This is a genomic window from Streptomyces sp. NPDC092369 (assembly GCF_044755245.1).
Classification (GTDB): Bacteria; Actinomycetota; Actinomycetes; order Streptomycetales; family Streptomycetaceae; genus Streptomyces.
Genome location: NZ_JBIVQP010000008.1, coordinates 1 through 20,611, shown reverse-complemented (window position 1 = coordinate 20,611; position 20,611 = coordinate 1). Strand labels below are relative to the sequence as shown.

17 protein-coding genes and 1 rRNA gene are annotated in these 20,611 nt (G+C 72.1%); 6 read left to right on the top strand and 12 right to left on the bottom strand.

Annotated elements, in window-relative coordinates:
• The first annotated feature begins 410 nt into the window (after positions 1-410).
• Together ACIQI8_RS38085 and ACIQI8_RS38080 are read left to right on the top strand one after the other, a co-directional pair.
• The gene (locus ACIQI8_RS38085) at positions 411-2,213 is read left to right on the top strand and encodes a glycoside hydrolase family 15 protein (protein ID WP_402362756.1); all 1,803 of its coding nucleotides are present in this window, start codon (positions 411-413) and stop codon (positions 2,211-2,213) included.
• A 130-nt stretch (positions 2,214-2,343) separates the two neighbouring features.
• Positions 2,344-3,726, top strand: a complete 1,383-nt coding sequence (locus tag ACIQI8_RS38080; protein ID WP_402361425.1) for an FAD-binding oxidoreductase — start codon at positions 2,344-2,346, stop codon at positions 3,724-3,726.
• Here the strand turns inward: ACIQI8_RS38080 and ACIQI8_RS38075 are convergent.
• The gene (locus ACIQI8_RS38075) at positions 3,713-4,702 is read right to left on the bottom strand and encodes an LLM class F420-dependent oxidoreductase (protein WP_402361422.1); all 990 of its coding nucleotides are present in this window, start codon (positions 4,700-4,702) and stop codon (positions 3,713-3,715) included. The two genes, ACIQI8_RS38080 and ACIQI8_RS38075, sit on opposite strands and share 14 nt — an antisense overlap.
• A 79-nt stretch (positions 4,703-4,781) precedes the next feature.
• On the opposite strand from ACIQI8_RS38075, the gene ACIQI8_RS38070 reads away from it, so the two are divergent.
• Complete coding sequence (locus ACIQI8_RS38070; RefSeq protein WP_402361419.1) at positions 4,782-6,446, top strand: PucR family transcriptional regulator; 1,665 nt, start codon at positions 4,782-4,784, stop codon at positions 6,444-6,446.
• Between the two features lie 10 nt (positions 6,447-6,456).
• On the opposite strand, the gene ACIQI8_RS38065 is transcribed toward ACIQI8_RS38070, so the two are convergent.
• From ACIQI8_RS38065 to ACIQI8_RS38045, 5 genes are all read right to left on the bottom strand, one after another.
• Complete coding sequence (locus ACIQI8_RS38065) at positions 6,457-7,593, bottom strand: glycosyltransferase family 4 protein (RefSeq protein ID WP_402361416.1); 1,137 nt, start codon at positions 7,591-7,593, stop codon at positions 6,457-6,459.
• A gap of 446 nt (positions 7,594-8,039) precedes the next feature.
• Positions 8,040-9,758 (bottom strand): DNA repair protein RecN, encoded by a 1,719-nt coding sequence (gene recN, locus ACIQI8_RS38060; RefSeq protein ID WP_402362753.1) that lies wholly within the window; start codon positions 9,756-9,758, stop codon positions 8,040-8,042.
• A gap of 160 nt (positions 9,759-9,918) precedes the next feature.
• Positions 9,919-10,827 (bottom strand): NAD kinase, encoded by a 909-nt coding sequence (locus tag ACIQI8_RS38055; RefSeq protein ID WP_402361413.1) that lies wholly within the window; start codon positions 10,825-10,827, stop codon positions 9,919-9,921.
• The gene (locus ACIQI8_RS38050) at positions 10,824-11,639 is read right to left on the bottom strand and encodes a TlyA family RNA methyltransferase (protein WP_402361410.1); all 816 of its coding nucleotides are present in this window, start codon (positions 11,637-11,639) and stop codon (positions 10,824-10,826) included. The genes ACIQI8_RS38055 and ACIQI8_RS38050 overlap by 4 nt, the downstream gene beginning before the upstream one ends.
• A gap of 7 nt (positions 11,640-11,646) precedes the next feature.
• Positions 11,647-11,937, bottom strand: a complete 291-nt coding sequence (locus ACIQI8_RS38045) for a hypothetical protein (RefSeq protein WP_402361407.1) — start codon at positions 11,935-11,937, stop codon at positions 11,647-11,649.
• Between the two features lie 42 nt (positions 11,938-11,979).
• Here ACIQI8_RS38045 and ACIQI8_RS38040 point away from each other — a divergent pair, with 42 nt between their 5' ends.
• The gene (locus tag ACIQI8_RS38040) at positions 11,980-12,327 is read left to right on the top strand and encodes an SCP2 sterol-binding domain-containing protein (RefSeq protein ID WP_402361404.1); all 348 of its coding nucleotides are present in this window, start codon (positions 11,980-11,982) and stop codon (positions 12,325-12,327) included.
• Here ACIQI8_RS38040 and ACIQI8_RS38035 read toward each other — a convergent pair.
• The 4 genes from ACIQI8_RS38035 to ACIQI8_RS38020 all read right to left on the bottom strand — a co-directional run bounded on the left by ACIQI8_RS38035 (position 12,311) and on the right by ACIQI8_RS38020 (position 16,450).
• The gene (locus ACIQI8_RS38035; RefSeq protein WP_402361401.1) at positions 12,311-13,258 is read right to left on the bottom strand and encodes an ABC transporter ATP-binding protein; all 948 of its coding nucleotides are present in this window, start codon (positions 13,256-13,258) and stop codon (positions 12,311-12,313) included. The two genes, ACIQI8_RS38040 and ACIQI8_RS38035, sit on opposite strands and share 17 nt — an antisense overlap.
• Positions 13,255-14,292, bottom strand: a complete 1,038-nt coding sequence (locus ACIQI8_RS38030) for a FecCD family ABC transporter permease (protein WP_402361398.1) — start codon at positions 14,290-14,292, stop codon at positions 13,255-13,257. Before ACIQI8_RS38030 ends, ACIQI8_RS38035 begins: the two co-directional genes overlap by 4 nt.
• Positions 14,289-15,332 carry a FecCD family ABC transporter permease gene (locus tag ACIQI8_RS38025; protein ID WP_402361395.1) on the bottom strand — a complete coding sequence of 348 codons (1,044 nt, stop codon included), beginning with the start codon at positions 15,330-15,332 and terminating at the stop codon, positions 14,289-14,291. The genes ACIQI8_RS38030 and ACIQI8_RS38025 overlap by 4 nt, the downstream gene beginning before the upstream one ends.
• An 89-nt stretch (positions 15,333-15,421) precedes the next feature.
• Positions 15,422-16,450 (bottom strand): HAD hydrolase-like protein, encoded by a 1,029-nt coding sequence (locus ACIQI8_RS38020; RefSeq protein ID WP_402361392.1) that lies wholly within the window; start codon positions 16,448-16,450, stop codon positions 15,422-15,424.
• Between the two features lie 71 nt (positions 16,451-16,521).
• On the opposite strand from ACIQI8_RS38020, the gene ACIQI8_RS38015 reads away from it, so the two are divergent.
• On the top strand, positions 16,522-17,811 hold the full coding sequence (locus tag ACIQI8_RS38015; protein ID WP_402361389.1) for a DUF1015 domain-containing protein: 1,290 nt from the start codon (positions 16,522-16,524) through the stop codon (positions 17,809-17,811).
• Positions 17,812-17,885: 74 nt separating this feature from the next.
• Here ACIQI8_RS38015 and ACIQI8_RS38010 read toward each other — a convergent pair whose 3' ends face one another.
• Entirely contained in the window at positions 17,886-18,803 is a 918-nt protein-coding gene (locus ACIQI8_RS38010; RefSeq protein WP_402362750.1) for a hypothetical protein, read from the bottom strand.
• 129 nt (positions 18,804-18,932) lie between these two features.
• On the opposite strand from ACIQI8_RS38010, the gene ACIQI8_RS38005 reads away from it, so the two are divergent.
• Positions 18,933-20,192 carry a hypothetical protein gene (locus ACIQI8_RS38005; RefSeq protein ID WP_402362818.1) on the top strand — a complete coding sequence of 420 codons (1,260 nt, stop codon included), beginning with the start codon at positions 18,933-18,935 and terminating at the stop codon, positions 20,190-20,192.
• Between the two features lie 132 nt (positions 20,193-20,324).
• On the opposite strand, the gene rrf is transcribed toward ACIQI8_RS38005, so the two are convergent.
• Positions 20,325-20,441, bottom strand: a 5S ribosomal RNA gene (gene rrf, locus ACIQI8_RS38000).
• Between the last annotated feature and the right edge of the window lie 170 nt (positions 20,442-20,611).

Below are 20,611 nucleotides of genomic sequence, written 5' to 3'. Positions count from 1 at the left end.
TCTCCCACCGGTCCACGGGCTACCAGGGTATCAGCGCCTCGGCGCGATGGCTTCCGGCCACGCTCCGCGTGCAGGTCGACACGTGTCGGCGCGCCCTCACGCGTTTCTCACCCGTCGCTCACCCGATCGGCCGATCCGGGTTGCCCGGAGCGGCACGCAGATCATCTACGTGCGTCGTATCCTGCTCGGACACTCGCTGCCGAGCCCGGCCGGAAACACGGCACCACCCCCGCCCGTCCCTCCCGGAACAACGAGAGCTCGTCAGTTCGTTGAGCAGAGATCGTCGTTTTGCCACATGGCCGGAACGCCTGCTTTGCTTCACCGCTCAACGACGCATTACAACCACCCCTTGACCGCACCAGCGACAGCCCCCTGCGGGGGGTGACGTGGCCGTTCGACTGGAGTTGCACGTGGCCGGGCGCATCGAAGACTACGCACTCATCGGAGACATGCAGACCGCCGCATTGGTCTGCCGGGACGGCACGGTGGACTGGCTGTGCCTGCCCCGCTTCGACTCCCATGCCGTCTTCGCCGGCCTGCTCGGCACAGAGGAACACGGCTTCTGGCGGCTGGGCCCCGCGCACGCCTCGGACGCGCCGCCACCGACGGCCGCCCGGCGCACCTACCGCGGCGACTCACTCATCCTGGAGTCCGAGTGGGACACCCCGCGCGGCACGGTCCGAGTGACGGATTTCATGCCCCCACGTGACGGCGCACCCCAGCTGATCCGCATCGTGGAAGGCGTCTCGGGCCGCGTCCCGATGCGCTCGGCCCTGCGGATGCGTTTCTCGTACGGCCGTGTCGTGCCGTGGGTGCACAAGCACGAGGGCCGCACGGTCGCCGTCGCCGGACCGGACTCGGTGTGGTTCGACACGGAGGCCGAGACCTACGGCAAGTCGCTGACCACGTACGCGGACTTCACGGTCGCCCCCGGTGACCGGATCGCGTTCACGATCTCGTGGGAGCCCTCGCACAAGAAGCCGCCGGCGCTGCCGGAGCCGGAGGCCTCGCTGCAGGCGACGGAGGACTTCTGGCGCGAGTGGGTGGAGCACTGCACCTACCACGGCCCCTACCGCGAAGCCGTCGTCCGCTCGCTGATCACCCTCAAGGCGCTGACGTACGGGCCGACGGGCGGCATCGTCGCCGCGCCGACCACCTCCCTGCCCGAGGACATCGGCGGGGTCCGCAACTGGGACTACCGCTACACCTGGCTGCGCGACGCCGCGATCACCCTCTCCTCGCTGCTGCGCACCGGCTACCGAGAAGAGGCCGGCGCCTGGCGCGAGTGGCTGCTGCGGGCGGTCGCGGGTGACCCGGAGAACCTGCAGATCATGTACGGCATCGCCGGCGAGCGCGAGTTGGGCGAGGCGGAGCTGGACTGGCTGCCCGGCTACGAGAACTCGGCGCCGGTGCGCGTCGGCAACGGCGCCGCGCACCAGCTCCAGCTGGACGTGTACGGCGAGGTCACCGAGGCCCTGCACCTGGGTCACATGACCGGCCTGGCGCGCAGCGACTACGCCTCCCTGCTCCAGCTGAAGCTGATCCGCTACCTGGAGCAGCACTGGGACGAGCCGGACGAGGGCATCTGGGAAGTCCGCGGCCCGCGCCGCCACTTCGTGCACTCCAAGGTCATGGCCTGGGTCGCCGTGGACCGCACGATCAAGCTGATCGAGTCCGGTGACGCGGACGGCCCGCTGGAGCGCTGGCGCGAACTGCGCGACGACATCCACCGGGACGTGTGCGAGAAGGGCTACGACAAGGAACGCAACACGTTCACGCAGTCCTACGGTTCGAAGGAACTGGACGCCTCGCTGCTGCTGATCCCGCAGATGGGCTTCCTGCCGCCGGACGACAAGCGCGTGATCGGCACGATCGAGGCGATCCAGCGCGAGCTGTCCACGCCGGACGGCTTCATCCTGCGCTACCCGACCGAGGGCGACAGCGAGGGCGTCGACGGCCTGCCCGGTGACGAAGGGGCCTTCCTGGCCTGCTCGTTCTGGATGGCGGACGACCTCGCGATGATCGGCCGCGTGGACGAGGCCCGCAAGCTGTTCGAGAAGCTCCTGGCCCTGCGCAACGACCTCGGTCTGCTCGCCGAGGAGTGGGACCCGCGGCTGAAGCGCCAGGTCGGCAACTTCCCCCAGGCCTTCAGCCACGTCCCCCTCATCGACACCGCGCTGCGCCTGACGGCCTCGGGGGCGTACGGCGGCTGACGTTCTGCACGGCTTCCCTCGACGGCGGCCGATTCTTACCGAGTGGTGACGGCGGGCGGTTGAACAGGACCGCCCGCCGAAGCACGCCTAGGGTGGAACCCATCAGCCCCTTCAGGAAGGGGGCGCCCCCATGGCCTCCCCATCTACGGCGGGCGCGGCTCTCACCGCGCTACGCGAGGATCTGGTCGGCGACGTGTTCGCCCCTGAGGACCCGGGCTACGACGAGGCCCGGACCGTATTCAACTCGATGATCGACCGGCGTCCCGCGGTCATCGCCCAGTGCGTCACCGGGGACGACGTCGTACGGGCCGTGCGCTTCGGCAGGGAGCTGGACCTGCCGATCGCGGTGCGCGGCGGCGGACACAGCGTGGCCGGCATGGCGCTCAACGACGGCGGACTGGTCGTCGACCTGCGCCACCTGCGCGCGGTCAGCGTCGATCCCACCGCCCAGGCGGTACAGGTGGCGGGCGGCGCCACGATGAGCGACCTGGACCGCGCCTGCCAGCCGCACGCCCTGGCCACCACCGGCGGCCGGGTGTCGACGACCGGGGTCGGCGGTTTCGTCCTGGGCGGCGGCTCCGGCTGGCTGGACCGCTGGTGCGGACTGGCCGTCGACAACCTGCTCGGCGCCGACCTCGTCACCGCGGACGGCGAACGGGTGCACGCGAGCGCCGAGGAGAACCCGGAACTGTTCTGGGGCCTGCACGGCGGCGGCGGCAACTTCGGCATCGCCACCTCGCTCACCCTCAAACTGCACGCGCTGCCCGAGTTCTCCATGGCGCTGGTGCTGTATCTGCCGGAGTTCGGCCCCGAGGCCGTCCGCACCTACCGCGACCTGATCGCCACCGGCCCGGACGAGGCGAGCGGCGGCGCGCTGTTCATCACGGGCCCGCCCGAGGAGTTCGTACCGCCGCACCTGGTCGGCACGCTCCTGTGCGCGGTGCTGCTGACGTACGCGGGGCCCGAGGAGGACATGCTCAAGCTGGCCGAGCCGCTGCTGGCGCTGCCGCACGAGTCGCAGGTCGTCGGGGCGATGCCGTACGCCGATGTCCAGTGCATGCTCGACGATCCGCCCGGGATGCGGAACTACTGGTCGGCCGAGTACCTCAAGGGCGCGCCCGACGAGTATCTGGACGTCTTCTGCGCCGGGGCGCAGTCGCTGCCCGTGCCGACCGGCACCATGCATGTGCTGTTCCCGCTGGGCGGGGCGATCGCCGCCGGTCCGCACGAGTTCCCGGTGCCCTACCGGGACGCGCCCTGGGCCGTCCACCCCTTCGCGATGTGGGAGGACCCGGCCGACGACGAACGGTGTGCCCAGTGGGTCCGTGACATGCGCGCCGACGCGCGGCCGTGGAGCACGGGTGACGTCTACCTCAACTTCATCGGCGACGAGGGCACCGAGCGGGTCGTCGCCGGGGTGGGCGCGGAGAACGCGGGGCGGCTGGCCGCGCTGAAACGGCGGTACGACCCGGACAACGTCTTCCGCTTCAACCACAACATCAAGCCGGCTTGAGCGCCGGTGCCGGTGCAGGTCGTACGGGCCGGAGAGCCGTCAGGGTCCGCTCCCCGGCCGGGTCGCCCGCCGTCGCCGGCACCAGGGCGATCTCGTCCAGGCCCGCCTCGGCGTACGCCTCGATCCGGGCGCGCACGGTGTCCAGGTCACCGATCAGACCGAGGGTGGCGGCGGCTCTCGGCGGAAGAGCCCGCAGCAGGGTCTCCCGGTCGGCGCCGGTCGCGGCGAGCATCACGGCCTCGCCGAAGCCGGCCTCGACGAAGACCTCGCTGTAGCCCGGCACGCTGAGGTAGCCCGCGATGCTGCCGAGCACCTGGGCGAGGGACGCGGGGTCGGGATCGACGGCGGCGGGCAGCCAGGCGGCGAGCGTGGGCCGCGTGCGCCCCGCCTTCCTGGCCGCCGCGTCCAGCTTGGCGCGCAGCACGCGGACCTGCGCCGGGGAAACGACGTCCAGGAGCATCCGGTCGGCGTGCGTGGCGGCGGTCGCGATCGCGCGGTCGCCGAACGCGGCCACGGTGAGCGGGCCGCCGGGGCCCGGCAGCCGACGCGTGAACACACTGCCGGGCGCCACCGGCTCGCCCACCCGGCCCCGCAGCAGACCGCTCAGGGCCGCCGCCGACTCCTCCAGTACGGCGGCCGGACGGACCCGGGGCCGCCCGTGCACGCCCTCGACGACCCGCTTGCTGGACGTGCCGAGCGCCACGCCGACCGCGCGGCCCGTCACGGCCGCGACCGAGGCGGCGCCCCGGGCGATCGTGTACGGATCCCGTACGTTCACCGGCACCGGCCCCGCCGTCACCGCCACCCGCTCGGTGGCCGCCCCCACGGCCGCCGCGAGCACGAAGGCGTCCCACGTCGGCCCCTCCCCGGCCCACACCTCCCCGTACCCGAGCCGGTCGGCGAGGGACGCGACCCGCACCGGTTCGTCCACCGCGCCGTCGTCCTCCCGGGCCACGGCCACCACGCTGAAGTCCATGCCCCGTCGCTACCCCCCTGCCCATGGCCCACTCCCGGCGGGCTGCCCCGGAGGCATCCACGCAGGTAGCGTCCGCTTCATGAACAGCGGCACGGACAGCAGCGCGAGCACGGGCACCGACAGCGCATACGACTCCCACGGCGCCGGGATCACCGTTCAGCGGGCCCTGGAGCTCCCCGGACTGCGCAGCGGACTGCCCGAGGTCCTGGCGGGAGCCGACCGGCTCCAGCGGACCGTGCGCTGGGTGCACGCGGGTGAGGTCCCGAACATCGCCTCCCTTCTCAAGGGCGGCGAACTGCTGCTGACCACGGGCTACGGCCTCGGCACCCGTCCGGCCGATCAGCGGGCGTTCGTCCGCACCCTGGCCGAGCGCGGTATCGCGGCCCTCGTCATGGAACTGGGCCCGCGCTTCACTCGCCTGCCCGCCACCCTCGTCGACACCGCCCGGGCGGCCGGTCTGCCGCTGGTCCAGCTGCACCGAGAAGTGCCGTTCGTCGCGGTCACCGAGGAGATCCACACCGAGATCGTCAACGGCCACTACGCGCTGCTCCAGCAGGCCGAGGAGGTGCACCGGCGCTGCACCGAGGCCCTGCTGGGCGGCGGCGGGATCCCCCAGGTGCTGGGCATCCTGGCCGACTTCAGCGGCAACCCGGTCTTCCTGGAGACGCCCGACGGGCAGCTGCTGTACGCCGCCGGAGCCGGTCCCGAGGGCGCGGAGCCGCTCCAGGTCTGGGAGGGGCTCCGCGGCCAGCACAAGGACACCCCGCCGGCCGGTTCGGCCCTGGTGGACGTGCCCGGGGGCGGCCCCGGTACGGGTTCGGTGCGGGCGCGGCTGGTCCTGCTCCCCGTCCGCGCTCCCCTGACCCCGGTGCACCGGATGGCGGCCGAGCGGGCCGCGGGCATCCTCGCCGTCGTGCTGATGCAGGCGCGTCAGGAGGAGGAGCTGGCGGCGCGGGGGCGCGGGGACTTCCTGACCGACCTCGCCGAGGGCCGTATCGCCGCCGAGGACGCGCCCGCGCAGGCGCGCGTGCTGGGCTTCAAGCCGGGCAGCGGCCCGCTCCTGCCGGTCGTCATGCGGATCGGCGACACGCTCGCCCCGGGCGGCGGCTGGGCGGTGCTCGCGCGTGCGGTCGCGGAGGAGCTGGCCTCGGTGGGGGTGCCGGTCCTGTTGGGCGTACGACCTGTGGAGGGCCGCGTTCCGCTGCTGCTGGGCCTGCGGTCGGAGTCGGAACGGTCGGCGGTCGCGGACCGGGTCGCGGCGGCGCTGCGGGCCGGGGTGGAGCGTGCCGGGATGCAGCGGCCGGGGGCGCAGCCACCCGTCGTGGTGGTCGGCGTGGCCGGCGGCTGGGCGGCGGCCACGGCGGGGCTGCGGCACGCGGCGGAGACGGCCACCGCGGCGCAGGGGCTGACGGACCGGCCCTGGTACGACGCCCGCCGCCTCGACATCGACCTCCTGCTGTGGCGGCTGCGCGAGCACCCGGACCTGGCGGCCTTCGTGGACCGCGCGATCGGCCCGCTGCGCGACCACGACAACCGCTCCCGCCCGCCGCTCCTGCCCACCCTGGAGACGTACTTGGCGCACGCGGGCCGCAAGGCGGAGACGGCCCGCGAGCTCCACCTCAACCGGCAGACGCTCTACAACCGGCTGGCCCGGATCGGCGAGTTGCTCGGCACGGATCTCGACGACCCGCAGACGGTACTGGCGTTGAGCCTGGCGCTGCGCGCCCGCAGGCTCGTGCCCTGAACCAGAACCTTCAGATGAGCGGCCGGGGCTGCGTCAACTCGTCGTAGACACTCAGCACTTGCGCGACCGTCTCGTCCTCGGTCGGCCAGGTCGCCGCCTGCAGAGCGCCCTTCTCCTTCAGGAGTTCGCAGCGCTCGGGGTCGGCGAGCAGTCGTACGACGGCGTCGGCGAGGGCCTTCGCGTTGCCGGCCGGGACGAGTTCGGCGGCGTCGCCGACGAGTTCGGGAATGCCGCCGACCCGGGTCGCAACCAGCGGCACGCGCGCGTGGAGGGCTTCCTGGGCGAGCACGGAGCGCGCTTCCCGGCTGCTGGTCAGGAGCACGAGGTCGGCGGCCGCGAGGAGTTCGGAGACGTCGTCACGGCGTCCGACCAGGCGGACCGGCAGTTCCTCGTCCTCGATCCGGCGCTGCAGCTCCGCCCGCAACGGGCCCTCTCCCGCGACCGCGACGAGCGGCACGGGGTCCAGGCGGCTCCATCCGCGTGCGGCGTCCAGGAGGGTGTCGTAGCCCCGGTGCCGCTCCAGGGAGCCGACGGCCATCAGCAACGGGCGGCCGATGGCGCCGAGTTCGGCCCGCACCTTGGAGCGCAGCCGGTCGGGGTCGTCCTGCTCTGCGGAGTGACGCGGTCCCGGCAGGGAGACGGCGGCGAGCCGGGCATCCCGGGCTCCGGTGCGGCGCGCCCGGTCCACGAGGTCCGAGGTGGTGCCGAGGACCACCGTGGCGGCCTTGGCGACCCGCCGCTCCAGCAGGCGCAGCAGATGGGCGCGGGCACCCTCCGCGTACGCGCGGTCGTGCCAGGTGACGACGAGGGGGGTACGCCGGCCGCTGAGCGCCAGCACGGCACGGAACGACGCGTGCAGGCCGTGTGCGTGGACCAGGTCGGCGTCCCGGCACGCCTCCCGGAGAGCGGCCACGGAGGCCGGGTCGCTGCTGCGGGGCACGTGCACGTGTTCGGCACCCGCGCCGGTGAAGTCGTAGGTGTGATCGGCCTCGACGGGGGCGCACACCGTGACGCGCACGCCCCGCGCGGCGAGTCCCGAGGCCAGCGAACGCACGTGTGCGCTACTGCCGGCGTTGCCTCCGCCGAGCACCTGGACGGTGCGCAGCGGCGACTGGCCGGTCGCTGAGTGGCTGCTCACGTGGGTCACGTGGCCGGGGCTCCTGGTTCGGCGTCGGGCGGTCACGAAGAAAGTACAGAAGGATCCAGCGGAGGGGGTGTACCGCGCGGCTTCCTCCACGTACAAGCCCAAGGATGCCAGCACGCACGGGTGTTCCGGGAACGCCGAGGGCGCGAGGAGTCGGCGGGCCGGGGCGCCGGGTCACCCACACGGGTGAGGGAAGCGGTGGTTCCGGAGGCGGGGCGGTGAAGGAACGGTGAGCGAGCGGGCGGGCCCACGGACCTGGTTTCCCAAGTCCTGTCCCCCCCGCGGGCACCCTCGCTCAGGGGCATCCGCCCGCCGCCGCCCTCATGATCTTGTTCCCCACGTGCCGTTGCGCTCGCACGCGGGCGCGCCCGCCCCACACGCCGTCACGCGCCCGCCGGACGCCCGAAACCGCCCCCTCGCGCGGGCCCTTCTAGGGTCGCGCCGGGCCGCTAACCATCGGCCCGTGCCGTCGCCAACAGCTCCTCCGCGTGCGCCCGCGCCGTCTCGGAGTCCTCCTGGCCCGCCAGCATCCGGGACAACTCCCGGATCCGCTCCTCGCCTTCCAGGACCTTCACACCGGACCGGGTCACCGACCCGTCGTTCGTCTTCTCGACCAACAGCTGCCGGTCGGCGAACGCGGCGACCTGGGGAAGGTGGGTGACGACCACGACCTGCGCGGACTTGGCGAGCTTGGCGAGCCGGCGGCCGATCTCGACCGCCGCCTTGCCGCCGACACCGGCGTCGACCTCGTCGAACAGGTAGGTCGGCACGGGGTCCGTGCCCGCGAACACGACCTCGACGGCGAGCATCACGCGCGAGAGCTCACCGCCGGACGCGCCCTTGGCGATGGGCCGGGGCGGTGCTCCCGGGTGCGGGGCGAGGAGCAGTTCGACCTCGTCGACGCCGGACGGTCCGTAGGCGACCGGACGTCCGCCGACCTCCACGCCTTCCGGGTCCTCGGTCTGCCGGATCTCGAACGAGATGCGCGCGTGGGGCATGGCGAGCGAGGCCAGTTCGGCGGTCACGGCCGCCGCGAACCGCTCGGCCGCCTCCGCGCGCGCGTCGCTCAACGCCTGCGCGAGCCCGCCCAGTTCGGCCCGCAGCGCGTCCCGCTCGACGGTCAGTTCGCCGATCCGCTCGTCGTCGCCGTCCAGCTCGGTCAGCCGCGCGGCGCTCGATTCGGCCCAGGCGAGCACGGAGTTGACGTCCTCGCCGTACTTCCGGGTCAGCGCGGTGAGCGCGGCCCGCCGCTCCTCGACGGCCGACAGCCGCAGCGGATCGGCGTCGAGGTCGTCGGCGTACCCCGCCAACTCCCCCGCCACATCGCCGAGAAGGATCCCGATCTCGCCGATCCGGTCGGCGAGCGCGGACAGCGCCGGGTCGTGCGACCGTACGGCGTCCAGGGCCCGGTGGGCGCCCGCGACCAGCGTGGCGGCGTCGATGCCCTCGGGGTCCTCAGGGTTGCCCGCGAGGGCCGCGTGGGCGGCCGTGGCGGCGGACGACAGTGCCTCGGCGTGCCCGAGCCGGTTCGCCTCCTCCGCCAGCTCCACGTCCTCGCCGGTGCGCGGTTCGACGCCCGCGATCTCGTCGAGGCCGTAGCGCAGCCGGTCGGCTTCCTGGGCCCGTTCACGCGCGCGGGTGACGATCTCGTCCAGCTCGACCGACACGGCCCGCAGCCGCCGGTAGGCCTCGCCGTACTTGGCGAGCGGACCGGCCACGGCCTCACCGGCGTACCGGTCGAGCGCCGCTCGCTGCCGGGACAGCTTCAGCAGCCCCTGCTGGTCGGTCTGGCCGTGCACGGCCACGAGGTCGTCGGCGAGCTCCGCCAGCAGCCCCACGGGCACACTGCGTCCGCCCACGTGCGCCCGCGACCGCCCTTCGGCGGAAACGGTACGGCTGATGAGCAGCGCCCCGTCGTCGAGCTCGGCCCCCGCCTCCTCGGCGCGCACGATCGCCGAGGCGCCCGGGGGCACGGAGATCCGCCCCTCCACGACCGCCTTCTCGGCGCCGATCCGCACCAGCGCGGGATCCGCCCGTCCGCCCAGCAGCAGCCCCAGGCTGGTGACCACCATGGTCTTGCCCGCGCCCGTCTCACCGGTGACGGCGGTGAACCCGGGCGACAGCTCGACGACCGCGTCGTCGATGACTCCGAGCGACCGTATCCGCATTTCTTCCAGCACGATGAAGACCTTACGAGGTCCGACCGGGCGAGTGCGAGGTGCCCTTGTCACCCGGGGGAGTGTCACGGCCCGCAGGGACCGGGGAACTGCGCGAGCGACCACAAACCGTCCACAGTCACCCGCGCTTCCGCACATCTGTCCCTAGCGACTAGTGGTGCGGTGCCCCGCGCCATCCTGAGACCGGCAGGGCGAACTTCGCGACCAACCGGTCCGTGAAGGAGGCGTGATGCAGCCGGGCCAGCCGCACCGGCACAGCGCCCCGCCGTACCTCCACCCGCGCTCCCGGCGGCAGCTCGAAGGTCCGCCGCCCGTCGCACCACAGCACACCCGGCGGGATGTGCGGCAGCAGCTCCACGGCGAGCACGGAGTTCGGCGAGGTCACCAGGGGCTTCGCGAACAGCGCGTGGGCACTGATGGGCACCATCAGCAGCGCCTCGACCTCGGGCCACACCACCGGTCCCCCGGCGGAGAAGGCGTACGCGGTCGACCCGGTGGGCGTCGACAGCACGATCCCGTCGCACCCGAACCCGGTGACCGGCCGCCCGTCGATCTCCAGCACCACTTCGAGCAGCTTCTCGGCGCCGGCCTTCTGCACCGCCGCCTCGTTCAGCGCCCAGTCCGTGTGCACGATGTCGCCGTTGCGGTGCACGACGACGTCGACGGTCATCCGCTCCTCGACCTCGTAGGACTTCGAGACCACCCGGTCGACGACCTTGTCGAGGTCGTCGCGCTCGGCCTCGGCGAGGAAGCCGACGCTGCCGAGGTTGACGCCGAGCATCGGCACCCCGGACGCGCGGGCGAACTCGGCGCCGCGCAGCAGCGTCCCGTCACCGCCCAGCACGATCAGCAGCTCGCACCCTTCGAGGCACTGCGCGGTCGCCTCCTTGACCAGCTCCACCTCTGCGGGCAGTGGCAGGTCGGCGGCCTCGTACTCCAGGACGCGCACGCCGATGCCCTCGCGCAGCAGGCCCTTCACCACCAGTTCGGCGCTGCGGATGGCCGCGGGCCGCCCGGTGTGGGCGAGCAGGAAAACAGTACGAGCTCGGTTCGGTGTCAACGGGGCCCCTCCGCCACTGCACGGTCGACATCGGCCGGGTCCAGTTGGGGTTCCCCGGCCCGCAGCCACAGAAAATACTCGACATTCCCGGAGGGTCCGGGCAGCGGGCTGGCGGTGACGCCCTTGACCCCGAGCCCGAGTTCCCACGCCTTACCGGCCACGCCCCGCACGGCCTCCGCCCGCAGCTGCGGGCTGCGGACGACACCGCCGCTGCCCAGTCGTTCCTTCCCCACCTCGAACTGCGGCTTGACCATCATCACCAGGTCGGCGTCCGCCTTCACACACCGCGCGAGGGCCGGCAGCACCAGCCCGAGCGGGATGAAGGACAGATCACCCACGACAAGATCCACAGGTTCCCCATCGATCGCTTCAAGCGTCAACTCGCGTACGTTCGTACGGTCCTTGACGGTGACGCGTTCATCGCTCCGCAGAGACCAAGCGAGTTGTCCGTATCCGACATCCACCGCCACGACGTGTGCGGCACCCGCCCGCAACAGGACGTCGGTGAAACCGCCGGTGGACGCGCCGGCGTCCAGCGCCCGCCGCCCCTCCACCACGAGCCCCTGGGGTACGAAAGCCGCCAGCGCGCCCGCGAGCTTGTGGCCGCCCCGGGAGACGTAGTCGGGATCGCTGTCGTCGGTCTGGACGACGATCGCCGCCGCGGTCTCCACCTGCGTGGCGGACTTGGTCGCGACGGTCTTGCCGACGGTGACCCGGCCGGCCGCGATCAGCTGCCCGGCGTGCTCGCGCGAGCGCGCCAGCTTCCGGCGCACCAGCTCCGCGTCCAGCCGACGGCGTGCGACTCCTGCCACGTTCGGTTCAGCTCCTACTGCCATTGCCATACGTCGACGGGGGCGCCGGAGGTCCCGGGCGGGCGTCGAGCGCGGTGAGCGCGTCACGCAGCCCCCGGTGTACATCCTCGTACACCTCGATGTGTCCGTCCGTGGCGAGGTGGTCGGCATCGGCCAGCCGTTCCAGCCGGCCGTCGACCTCGGCGTTGCCGGTCGGTGTGCGGTCCACGGCCAGCGGGGCGGGAGCGGCGGGGTCGTACTCGGTCTCGACCTCGGCCGGCTCCTCCTGCGTTGTGGCCTCGGGCACTGTGTCGCTCATGCCCAGACGCTACCCCGAAGAGCTGGGGTACCGTCGATCACGATGGCCACGATCGAGGAGTGCCGCGCCGCACTCGAAAAGCTCTCGGACACCATGCAGCGCGCCGAGGGGGACGCCCGCACCGCGGCGGCCCTGGACCGTTCGGTGAGCTGCCACATCACGGACCTGGACGTCACGTTCGTCGGCCGCATGACGGGCGGCCGGATCGTGGTCCAGGACACCCTGCAGGGCCCTCCCAAGGAGAAGGCCCAGATCAGGCTGGCCATGGCGGGCGACGACCTTGTCGCGCTGGTGAACGGCGAGCTGAACTTCGCGAAGGCATGGGGCTCGGGCCGGGTGCGCCTGGAGGCGGGCCTGCGCGATCTGTTCCAGCTCAGGAAGCTTCTGTAGCGGCGACCTTCTCCTCCACCCCGCCGGTTTCCTTCTTGAGGTCGGCGCGCGCCCGCGTACGCGCCTTGCGCGCCGCCGGCACCACCAGCGGGGTCCCCGTCTCCGGGTCGTCGATGACCTGGCAGCGCAGCCCGAAGACGTCCTCCACCAGCTCGGCCGTGACGATGTCCTTCGGCGCCCCCTCGGCGATGATCCGCCCCTCCTTCAGCGCGATGAGGTGCGTGGCGTACCGCGCCGCGTGGTTGAGGTCGTGCAGCACGGCGACCAGCGTGCGCCCCTGCTCCTCGTGCAGCTCGGCACAGAGGTCCAGGACGTCGATCTGGTGCTGGATGTCGAGATACGTCGTCGGCTCGTCGAGCAGCAGCAGCGGGGTCTGCTGCGCGAGCGCCATCGCGATCCACACGCGCTGCCGCTGACCGCCGGACAATTCGTCGACATAGCGATCGGCGAGCTCGGCGACCCCGGTCTGCGCCATGGACTCCTGGACGACCTTCTCGTCCTCGGTCGACCACTGGCGCAGGATGCCCTGGTGCGGGTAGCGACCGCGGCCCACGAGGTCGGCGACGGTGATCCCGTCGGGGGCGATGGACGTCTGCGGCAGCAGGCCCAAAGTGCGCGCGACCTTCTTCGCCGGCATCGACTGGATGACGTGACCGTCCAGCAGCACCCGGCCGACGTTCGGCTTGAGCATCCGGGACAGGGCGCGCAGCAATGTCGACTTGCCGCACGCGTTCGGTCCGACGATCACGGTGAAGGAGTTGTCCGGAATCTCCACCGAGAGCTGCTCGGCGATGACCCGCTGGTCGTAGGCGAGGGTGACGTTCTCGGCGGACAAGCGGTTCACGGTGCTCCTCTGGTTGTCCAGCCCGCGGCTGGAGGTGCTCTGGTCGCTCAGGTCCGGCCCGGGGCCGAAGTCGCTCTCGTCGCTCATATCCGGCCCGCCCTGCGCTCGCTGACGAGCAGCCACAGCAGGTAGACACCGCCGAGGACGCCGGTGACCACGCCGACAGGGATCTGGTCGGCGCCGAAGATCCGCTGCGAGAGCCAGTCGGCGGTGACCAGCAGGGCGGCGCCCATGCACAGGGACGGCACCAGGTTGGGGCCGGGCGAACGGGTCAGCCGGCGCGCGAGCTGGGGCGCGGTCAGTGCCACGAAGCCGACGGGCCCCGCGGCGGCGGTCGCGGTCGCGGTGAGCAGGACGGCTGCCACCAGCAGCAGCGCCCGCACCCGCTCGACGCGCACCCCGAGGGCGTTCGAGACGTCGTCGCCCATCTCCATCATCCGCAGGCCGCGCCCGTTGACGAGAACCAGCGGCACGAGCACCGCGCACAGCGCGAGCAGCGGCCAGACCTGGTCCCAGTCCCGGCCGCTGAGGGACCCGGTCATCCACACGACCGCCCTGGTCGCGTCGACGATGTCGGAGATGGTGAGGAGATAGCCGTTGACGGCGGTGACGATCGCGGAGACGCCGATGCCGACCAGCACAAGCCGGTAGCCGTGCACGCCCCGCTTCCAGGCGAGCAGATAGATGGCGAGCCCGGTCCCGAGACCGCCGACGAGCGCGCCCGTGGTGACCTGGGCCGAGCTGCCGGAGAACAGCACGATCATCACCAGCGCCCCGGCCGTGGCCCCCTGGCTGAGGCCGAGCACGTCCGGGCTGCCGAGCGGATTGCGGGTGACGGCCTGGAAGAGGGCGCCGCCGAGTCCGAGCGAGGCGCCGACCAGCAGGCCCACCAGGACCCGGGGCAGCCGCAGTTCGTTGACGATGAACTCCTGGCCGGCGTCCCCGTTCCCGGCCAGCGTCTTGAGCACGTCCCCCGCCGACATGGGGAAGTCGCCGGTCCCGATCAGCACCACACTCGCGGCGAGCGCGGTGAGCAGCAGCAGCGATACGACGGTGACGGCACGGACGTCCAGACGCAGCGAGAGTCCACCCGGCGTCCTCATGACACGGTTGGTCCTCACAGCTGCGTCGTCCTCCGCCGTCGTACGAGATAGATGAAGACCGGGCCGCCGATGATCGCGGTGACGATGCCGACCTGAACCTCCGAGGGGCGGGCGACGACCCGGCCGACGACATCGGATCCGAGCAGCATCACGGGCGACAGGATCGTGGCGTACGGCAGGATCCAGCGCAGGTCGGGGCCGGTGAAGGAGCGCACGATGTGCGGGACCATCAGACCGACGAACACGATCGGCCCGCAGGCCGCGGTCGCCGCCCCGCTCAGCACGGTGGCGGCGAGCATCGCCAGCGCCCGGGTGCGGTTGAGGTTGGCGCCGAGTGCCTTGGCGGTGTCGTCGCCCATGGCCAGGGCGTTGAGCGGCCGGGCGAGGCCGAGGGCGAGGACCGTGCCGACCCCGATGAACGGCAGCACCTGCAGGACCGTCCCGTCGGTCGCCGTCGCCAGTGAACCGACCGTCCAGAAGCGCATCTTGCCGAGCGCGGCCTGGTCGCTGATCATCACGGCCTGGAGATAGCCGTAGAGCGCGGCGCTGATCGCGGTGCCCGCGAGCGCGAGCCGCACGGGCGTCGCACCCCGGCTACCGCCCAGGAACCAGACCAGCGCGCCGACGGCCGCCGCGCCGAGGAAGGCGAACCACACGTACCCGGTCAGTGAGGTGACGCCGAAGTACGTCATCGCGGTGACGACCGCGGCGGACGCGCCCGCGTTGATGCCGAGCAGTCCGGGGTCGGCCAGCGGATTGCGGGTGAGCGCCTGCAGCACGGCTCCGGAGAGTCCGAGCGCGGCGCCGGCGAGCAGTCCGAGCAGCGTGCGCGAGACGCGCTCCGCGACGACGACGTCCCCGTAGGTCCCCGAGTCCGCGAACAGGCCGTGCCACACCTGCCCCAAGGACAGCTCTTTCGCGCCGATCGCGATGCTCGCCAGGGCGACGAGCAGCAGGATCAGGACGGAGACGAGGAGCCCAAAGGCCCGTATCGCCCGGCGGGTTGGGGGCGCGGGGGCGGTTTCCGCGCGCTGTTCGGGAGGACTGTCGACCAACACGCAGTTAGGTTAGCCTACCCTCGCATCAGCCTTCGATCCCTGGTCGCGCCCGCCTCCCGATCCACCGCCCCGCCACCAAGTGACCCGACTCACAACGCCAGTCGCGCCAGCGCCTTCTCCGCGTCCAGCTCGCATTTACCGTCGCCCGCCGCCGTCCAGGCCGCAGCGCACAGCGCCCGCAGTCCGTCCAGTGCCTCGCCGTCACCGTCGAGTTCCAGCCGCTCCGCACCCGCCCTGGCGGTCCAGCCACCGCACCGGTACCCGTCACCAGCCTCCTCGACCTCGGGCTGCCCCGTCAGCATCCCGCGCAGATCGGCGTCGACGTACGTCGGCCGGCGTTGCGGCGGAGCGGCGAGGAGCTGAGGTCCGTCGGTGACGCCGGTGAGGACGAGCAGGGAGTCCACCTCGCCGTTGAACGCGCCCTCGATGTCCGTGTCCAGCCGGTCCCCGACCACCAACGGCCGCTTGGCGCCGGTCCGCAGGATGGTCTCCCGGTGCATCGGGGGCAGCGGCTTGCCGGCGATCTGCGGCTCGGCACCGGTCGTGATCCGGACGACCTCGACCGCCGCGCCGTTGCCCGGCGCGATCCCGCGCGCGCTCGGGATCGTCAGGTCGGTGTTGGACGCGTACCACGGCACCCCGCGCGCGATGGCGAAACCGGCCTCCGCGAACCGCGCCCAGGCCAGATCGGGCCCGCCGTACCCCTGCACCACGGCCGCCGGATCGTCGTCCGCCGACTCGACCGGCTCGAGACCGCGCTCGCGCAGCGCGACCCGCAGCCCCTCCCCGCCGATCACCAGCACCCTCGACTTCGCCGGCACCTGCTCACTGATCAGCCGCGCGACCGCCTGCGCGGAGGTGATGACGTCCTCGGCACCCGTCGGTATCCCCAGCTCGGTGAGATGCGCGGCCACGGCGTCCGGCGTCCGCAGCGCGTTGTTGGTGACGTAGGCGAGACGCATCCCGCCCTCCCGCGCGGTGGCGAGCGAGTCGACCGCGTACGCGATCGCGTTACCGCCCGCGTACACCACCCCGTCCAGGTCGAGGAGCGCCGTGTCGTACGCCTCGCTCAGGGCCTGGTCACTGCCCTCGGGCTTCGTCCTGGCGCTCTGGCTCATTCCACATCGCTCCTAATTCGGCGGCTTTCCCCGATCATCCCGCACGCCACTGACACACGTACGATGCCGGGATGAACACTGCAGGTCACTCGGAAGCAACGGTGCCCCGAGGCCTGGAACTCACCCCGTTCCGAGGCCTACGGTACGACCCCGACCGGGTCGGCAGCCTGGCGGCCGTGACATCCCCGCCGTACGACGTCGTCGTGCGCCCCGACGGCCTGCACCATCTCCAGGACGCCGATCCGCACAACATCGTCCGCCTGATCCTGCCGCAGGCCACCACCCCGAGCGCCCGCAACGAACAGGCCGCCGACACCCTGCGCCGCTGGGTCGCCGAGGGCGTCCTGACCACCGACCCCGAACCGGGCCTGTACGTCTACGAACAGCGGCACGACGACGGCATGCTCCAGCGCGGCATCATCGGCGCCCTGCGCGTCTCGGACCCGTCCGAGGGCGTGGTCCTGCCCCACGAGGACGTCATGCCGCACGTGGTCGCCGACCGCGCGGCCCTGATGCGCGCCACCTCCGCGAACCTGGAGCCCCTGCTCCTGACCTACCGCGGCAACGGCTCTGCCCCCACCTCGAAGGTGGTCGAAAGCACCGCCCAGCGGCCCCCGTTGCTCGCCACCACCACGGAGGACGGCTACAGCCACCGCCTGTGGGCGGTCACCGACCCCGCGGACCTGGCCGACGTCCGTTCCGACCTGTCCCACCACCAGGCCCTGATCGCCGACGGCCATCACCGCTGGGCGACCTATCGACTTCTACGCGCGGAGCATCCCTCCCCCAGCGCCTGGGACCACGGCCTCGTCCTCCTTGTCGACACAGCCCGCTACCCCCTGCGCGTCCGCGCCATCCACCGCCTCCTGCACGGCCTGCCGGTCGCCGACGCCCTGGCCGCCCTCGACGGCCTCTTCCGCGTCCAGCGCCTGGACGTACCCCTGGCGGAGGCGCAAGCGGCCCTCGCGGACGCGGCCTGCGCGGGCAACGCCTTCCTGCTGGCCGGCGACGGCGCCTTCCACCTCGTCGACCACCCGGACCCGGCCCTGCTCGCCCGCACGATCCCCACCGACCACCCGACGGCCTGGCGCACCCTGGACGCGACGGTCCTGCACGCCACGCTCCTCGACCACGTCTGGCACATCCCCGAGGACTCCCCCGCCCACATCGCCTACATCCACGACACGGCCGCGACGGTCGAGAAGGCCGAACGCGACGGCGGCACGGCGGTCCTGATGCACCCCGTCCGCGAGGAGGTCGTCCGCGACCTGGCCCGCCAGGGCGTCACGATGCCCCGCAAGTCGACGTCCTTCGGCCCGAAACCGGCCTCGGGACTGGTGCTGCGCGCGCTGGAACTCTGACAACCGACAGCCCCTTCCGACCCCGGACACACAAAAGGGCGGGACCTCACGGCCCCGCCCTCTTGATACGCGGATCAGTTCTTACGATCGTCCACGTCGTCGTCCTCGACGTCTTCGTCCTCTACGTCTTCGTCCTCTACGTCGTCGGCGACCCGGACCTCGTCCTCGTCCGGAACCTCACCCGGAGACTCGACCTCGGTGTCGGCCTCGACCGCGACCTCGGCCTCCGCCTCGACGTCGGTGTCGATCTCGGTGTCCGACTCGACGTCGGCCTGCTCACCCTCGTTGCCGTCCTCGTCGTCCTCGACGAACGCGTCGACGAATTCGACACCGTCCAACTCGGCGAGCCGGTCCGACGCGTCCGTACTGCCGTCCCGGTCGGCCTCGATCGCCTTCCCGAACCACTCGCGTGCCTCGGCCTCACGGCCGGCGGCGAGCAGGGCGTCCGCGTACGCGTACCGCAACCGCGCGGTCCACGGCTGCACGGAGTTGGAGGCGAGCTCGGGGCTCTGCAGGGTCACGATGGCCGCGTCGAGCTGGTCCATGTCACGCCGGGCGCCGGCCACGACGAGCCGCATCTCGACCTGCCCGGCCTTGTCGAGCTTGTTCACCTCGGGCGCGCCGGCCATGTCCAGCGCCTTCTCCGGCCGCCCGAGCCCACGCTCGCAGTCGGCCATCACGGGCCACAGGTCCACGGACCCGGTCATCCGCCGCGCGGCCCGGAACTCGCCCAGCGCCTCGGCGTACTTCTGATTCGCGTACGCCGCGAACCCGGCCGCCTCCCGTACGGCAGCGACACGCGACGCCAGCCGCAACGCCACCTTGGAGTAGCCGTACGCGCCCTCGGGGTCCTCGTCGATGAGCCGGGCAACCATCACCAGGTTCTTCGCGACGTCCTCGGCAAGCGTCTTGGGCAGGCTCTGCAGCTCCTGCCGTACATCCTTGTCGATCTCATCTCCGGTGACGTCCTCGGGGATCGGCAGCCGCTTGATCGGCTCACGGTCCCTGTCCCGGTCCCGGTCGTCACGGCCGCGGTAGCCGCCGCCCTGCCGGTCATCACGACCCCGGTAACCACCGGGACGCCCACCGCGGTCGTCCCTACGGTCGTCACGCCGGGGCCCATGCCCACCACGGTCGTCCCGACCCCGGAAGCCACCGCCGCGCTCACCGCGATTGTCGTCCCGGCGGAAGCCACCGCGGTCGTCACGCTGACCGGCCGGACGGGGACCACGGTCACCGCGGTCGTCACGGCGGAAGGGCGGGCGATCGCCGCCACGGTCGTCCCGACGCGGCCCACGGTCCCGATCGTCGCGCTGGAAGGAGGGGCGAGAACCACGGTCACGGTCATCCCGCTGGAACGACGGACGCGAACCACGGTCACGGTCATCGCGCTGGAAGGAGGGGCGAGAACCACGGTTCCGATCATCCCGCTGGAACGACGGACGCGAGCCACGGTCACGGTCGTCGCGCTGCCCGACCGGACGGGAACCACGGTCACCGCGGTCGTCACGACGGAAGGGCGGACGATCACCACCACGGTCATCACGACGCGGCCCACGATCACGGTCATCCCGCTGGAAGGACGGACGAGAACCCCGGTCCCGGTCGTCCCGCTGGTAAGAGGGGCGGGAACCCCGGTCCCGGTCATCGCGCTGGAACGACGGACGCGAACCACGGTCGCGGTCATCCCTGCGGTCGTCACGGCGGGGGGCGCTGCCCCGGTCGCCGTCGCGACGGTCATCACGGCGGTCGTCCCGTCGGTCATCCCGGCGGAAGCCACCGCGGTCGTCACGCTGACCGGTCGGACGGGGGCCACGGTCACCGCGGTCGTCACGGCGGAAGGGCGGACGATCACCGCCACGGTCATCCCGACGCGGCCCACGGTCCCGATCGTCGCGCTGGAAGGAGGGGCGAGAACCCCGGTCCCGGTCGTCCCGCTGGAAGGACGGACGCGAACCACGGTCACGGTCGTCGCGCTGGCCGGCCGGACGGGACCCACGGTCACCGCGGTCGTCGCGCTGGAACGACGGGCGCGAACCACGGTCGCCGTCGCGTCGGTCGTCACGACGACCCGCGTAGCCGCCACCTCGGTTGTCATCCCGACGGAAGCCGCCGCGGTCGCCGCGGTCATCGTTCCGGCGGTCGCCGGAGCCACCCCGATTGTCGTCACGCCGGCCGGGAGCGGGCCGGTTGTCGTCACGTCGCCCATAACCGCCGCCACGGTTGGCACCACCGGAACCACCAGAACCACCGGCGGCTCCAGAGCCACCGCGGTCGCTGCGACCTCCGCGGTAACCACCACGGTCGCCGCGGTCACCACTTTCCCGGCGCCGCTGGTCGCGCTCCGGTCGATCCTCGGGAGAGTTGGTGGACATCGGTGACTCCTGTCTTCGGTACCGCAAGTCATTCTCGCGCAGCCGGGTAGCCGGCGCGCTCCGGGTGGAGCTTGATTCAAAACACAAAAGGACCCCTGGTCCCAGCTTGACGCTGGGACCAGGGGTCCTCCAAAGATTGTTCGGCGGCGTCCTACTCTCCCACAGGGTCCCCCCTGCAGTACCATCGGCGCTGTAAGGCTTAGCTTCCGGGTTCGAAATGTAACCGGGCGTTTCCCTCACGCTATGGCCACCGAAACCCTAATGGTTTCGAGCGAACAAGCACACTTTTCTGTTGTGTGGTTCAAGCTCTAGCCGACAACCGTTCGTTGTCTCAGAACTAACACAGTGGACGCGAGCAACTGAGGACAAGCCCTCGGCCTATTAGTACCGGTCACCTCCAGCGGTTACCCGCCTTCCAGATCCGG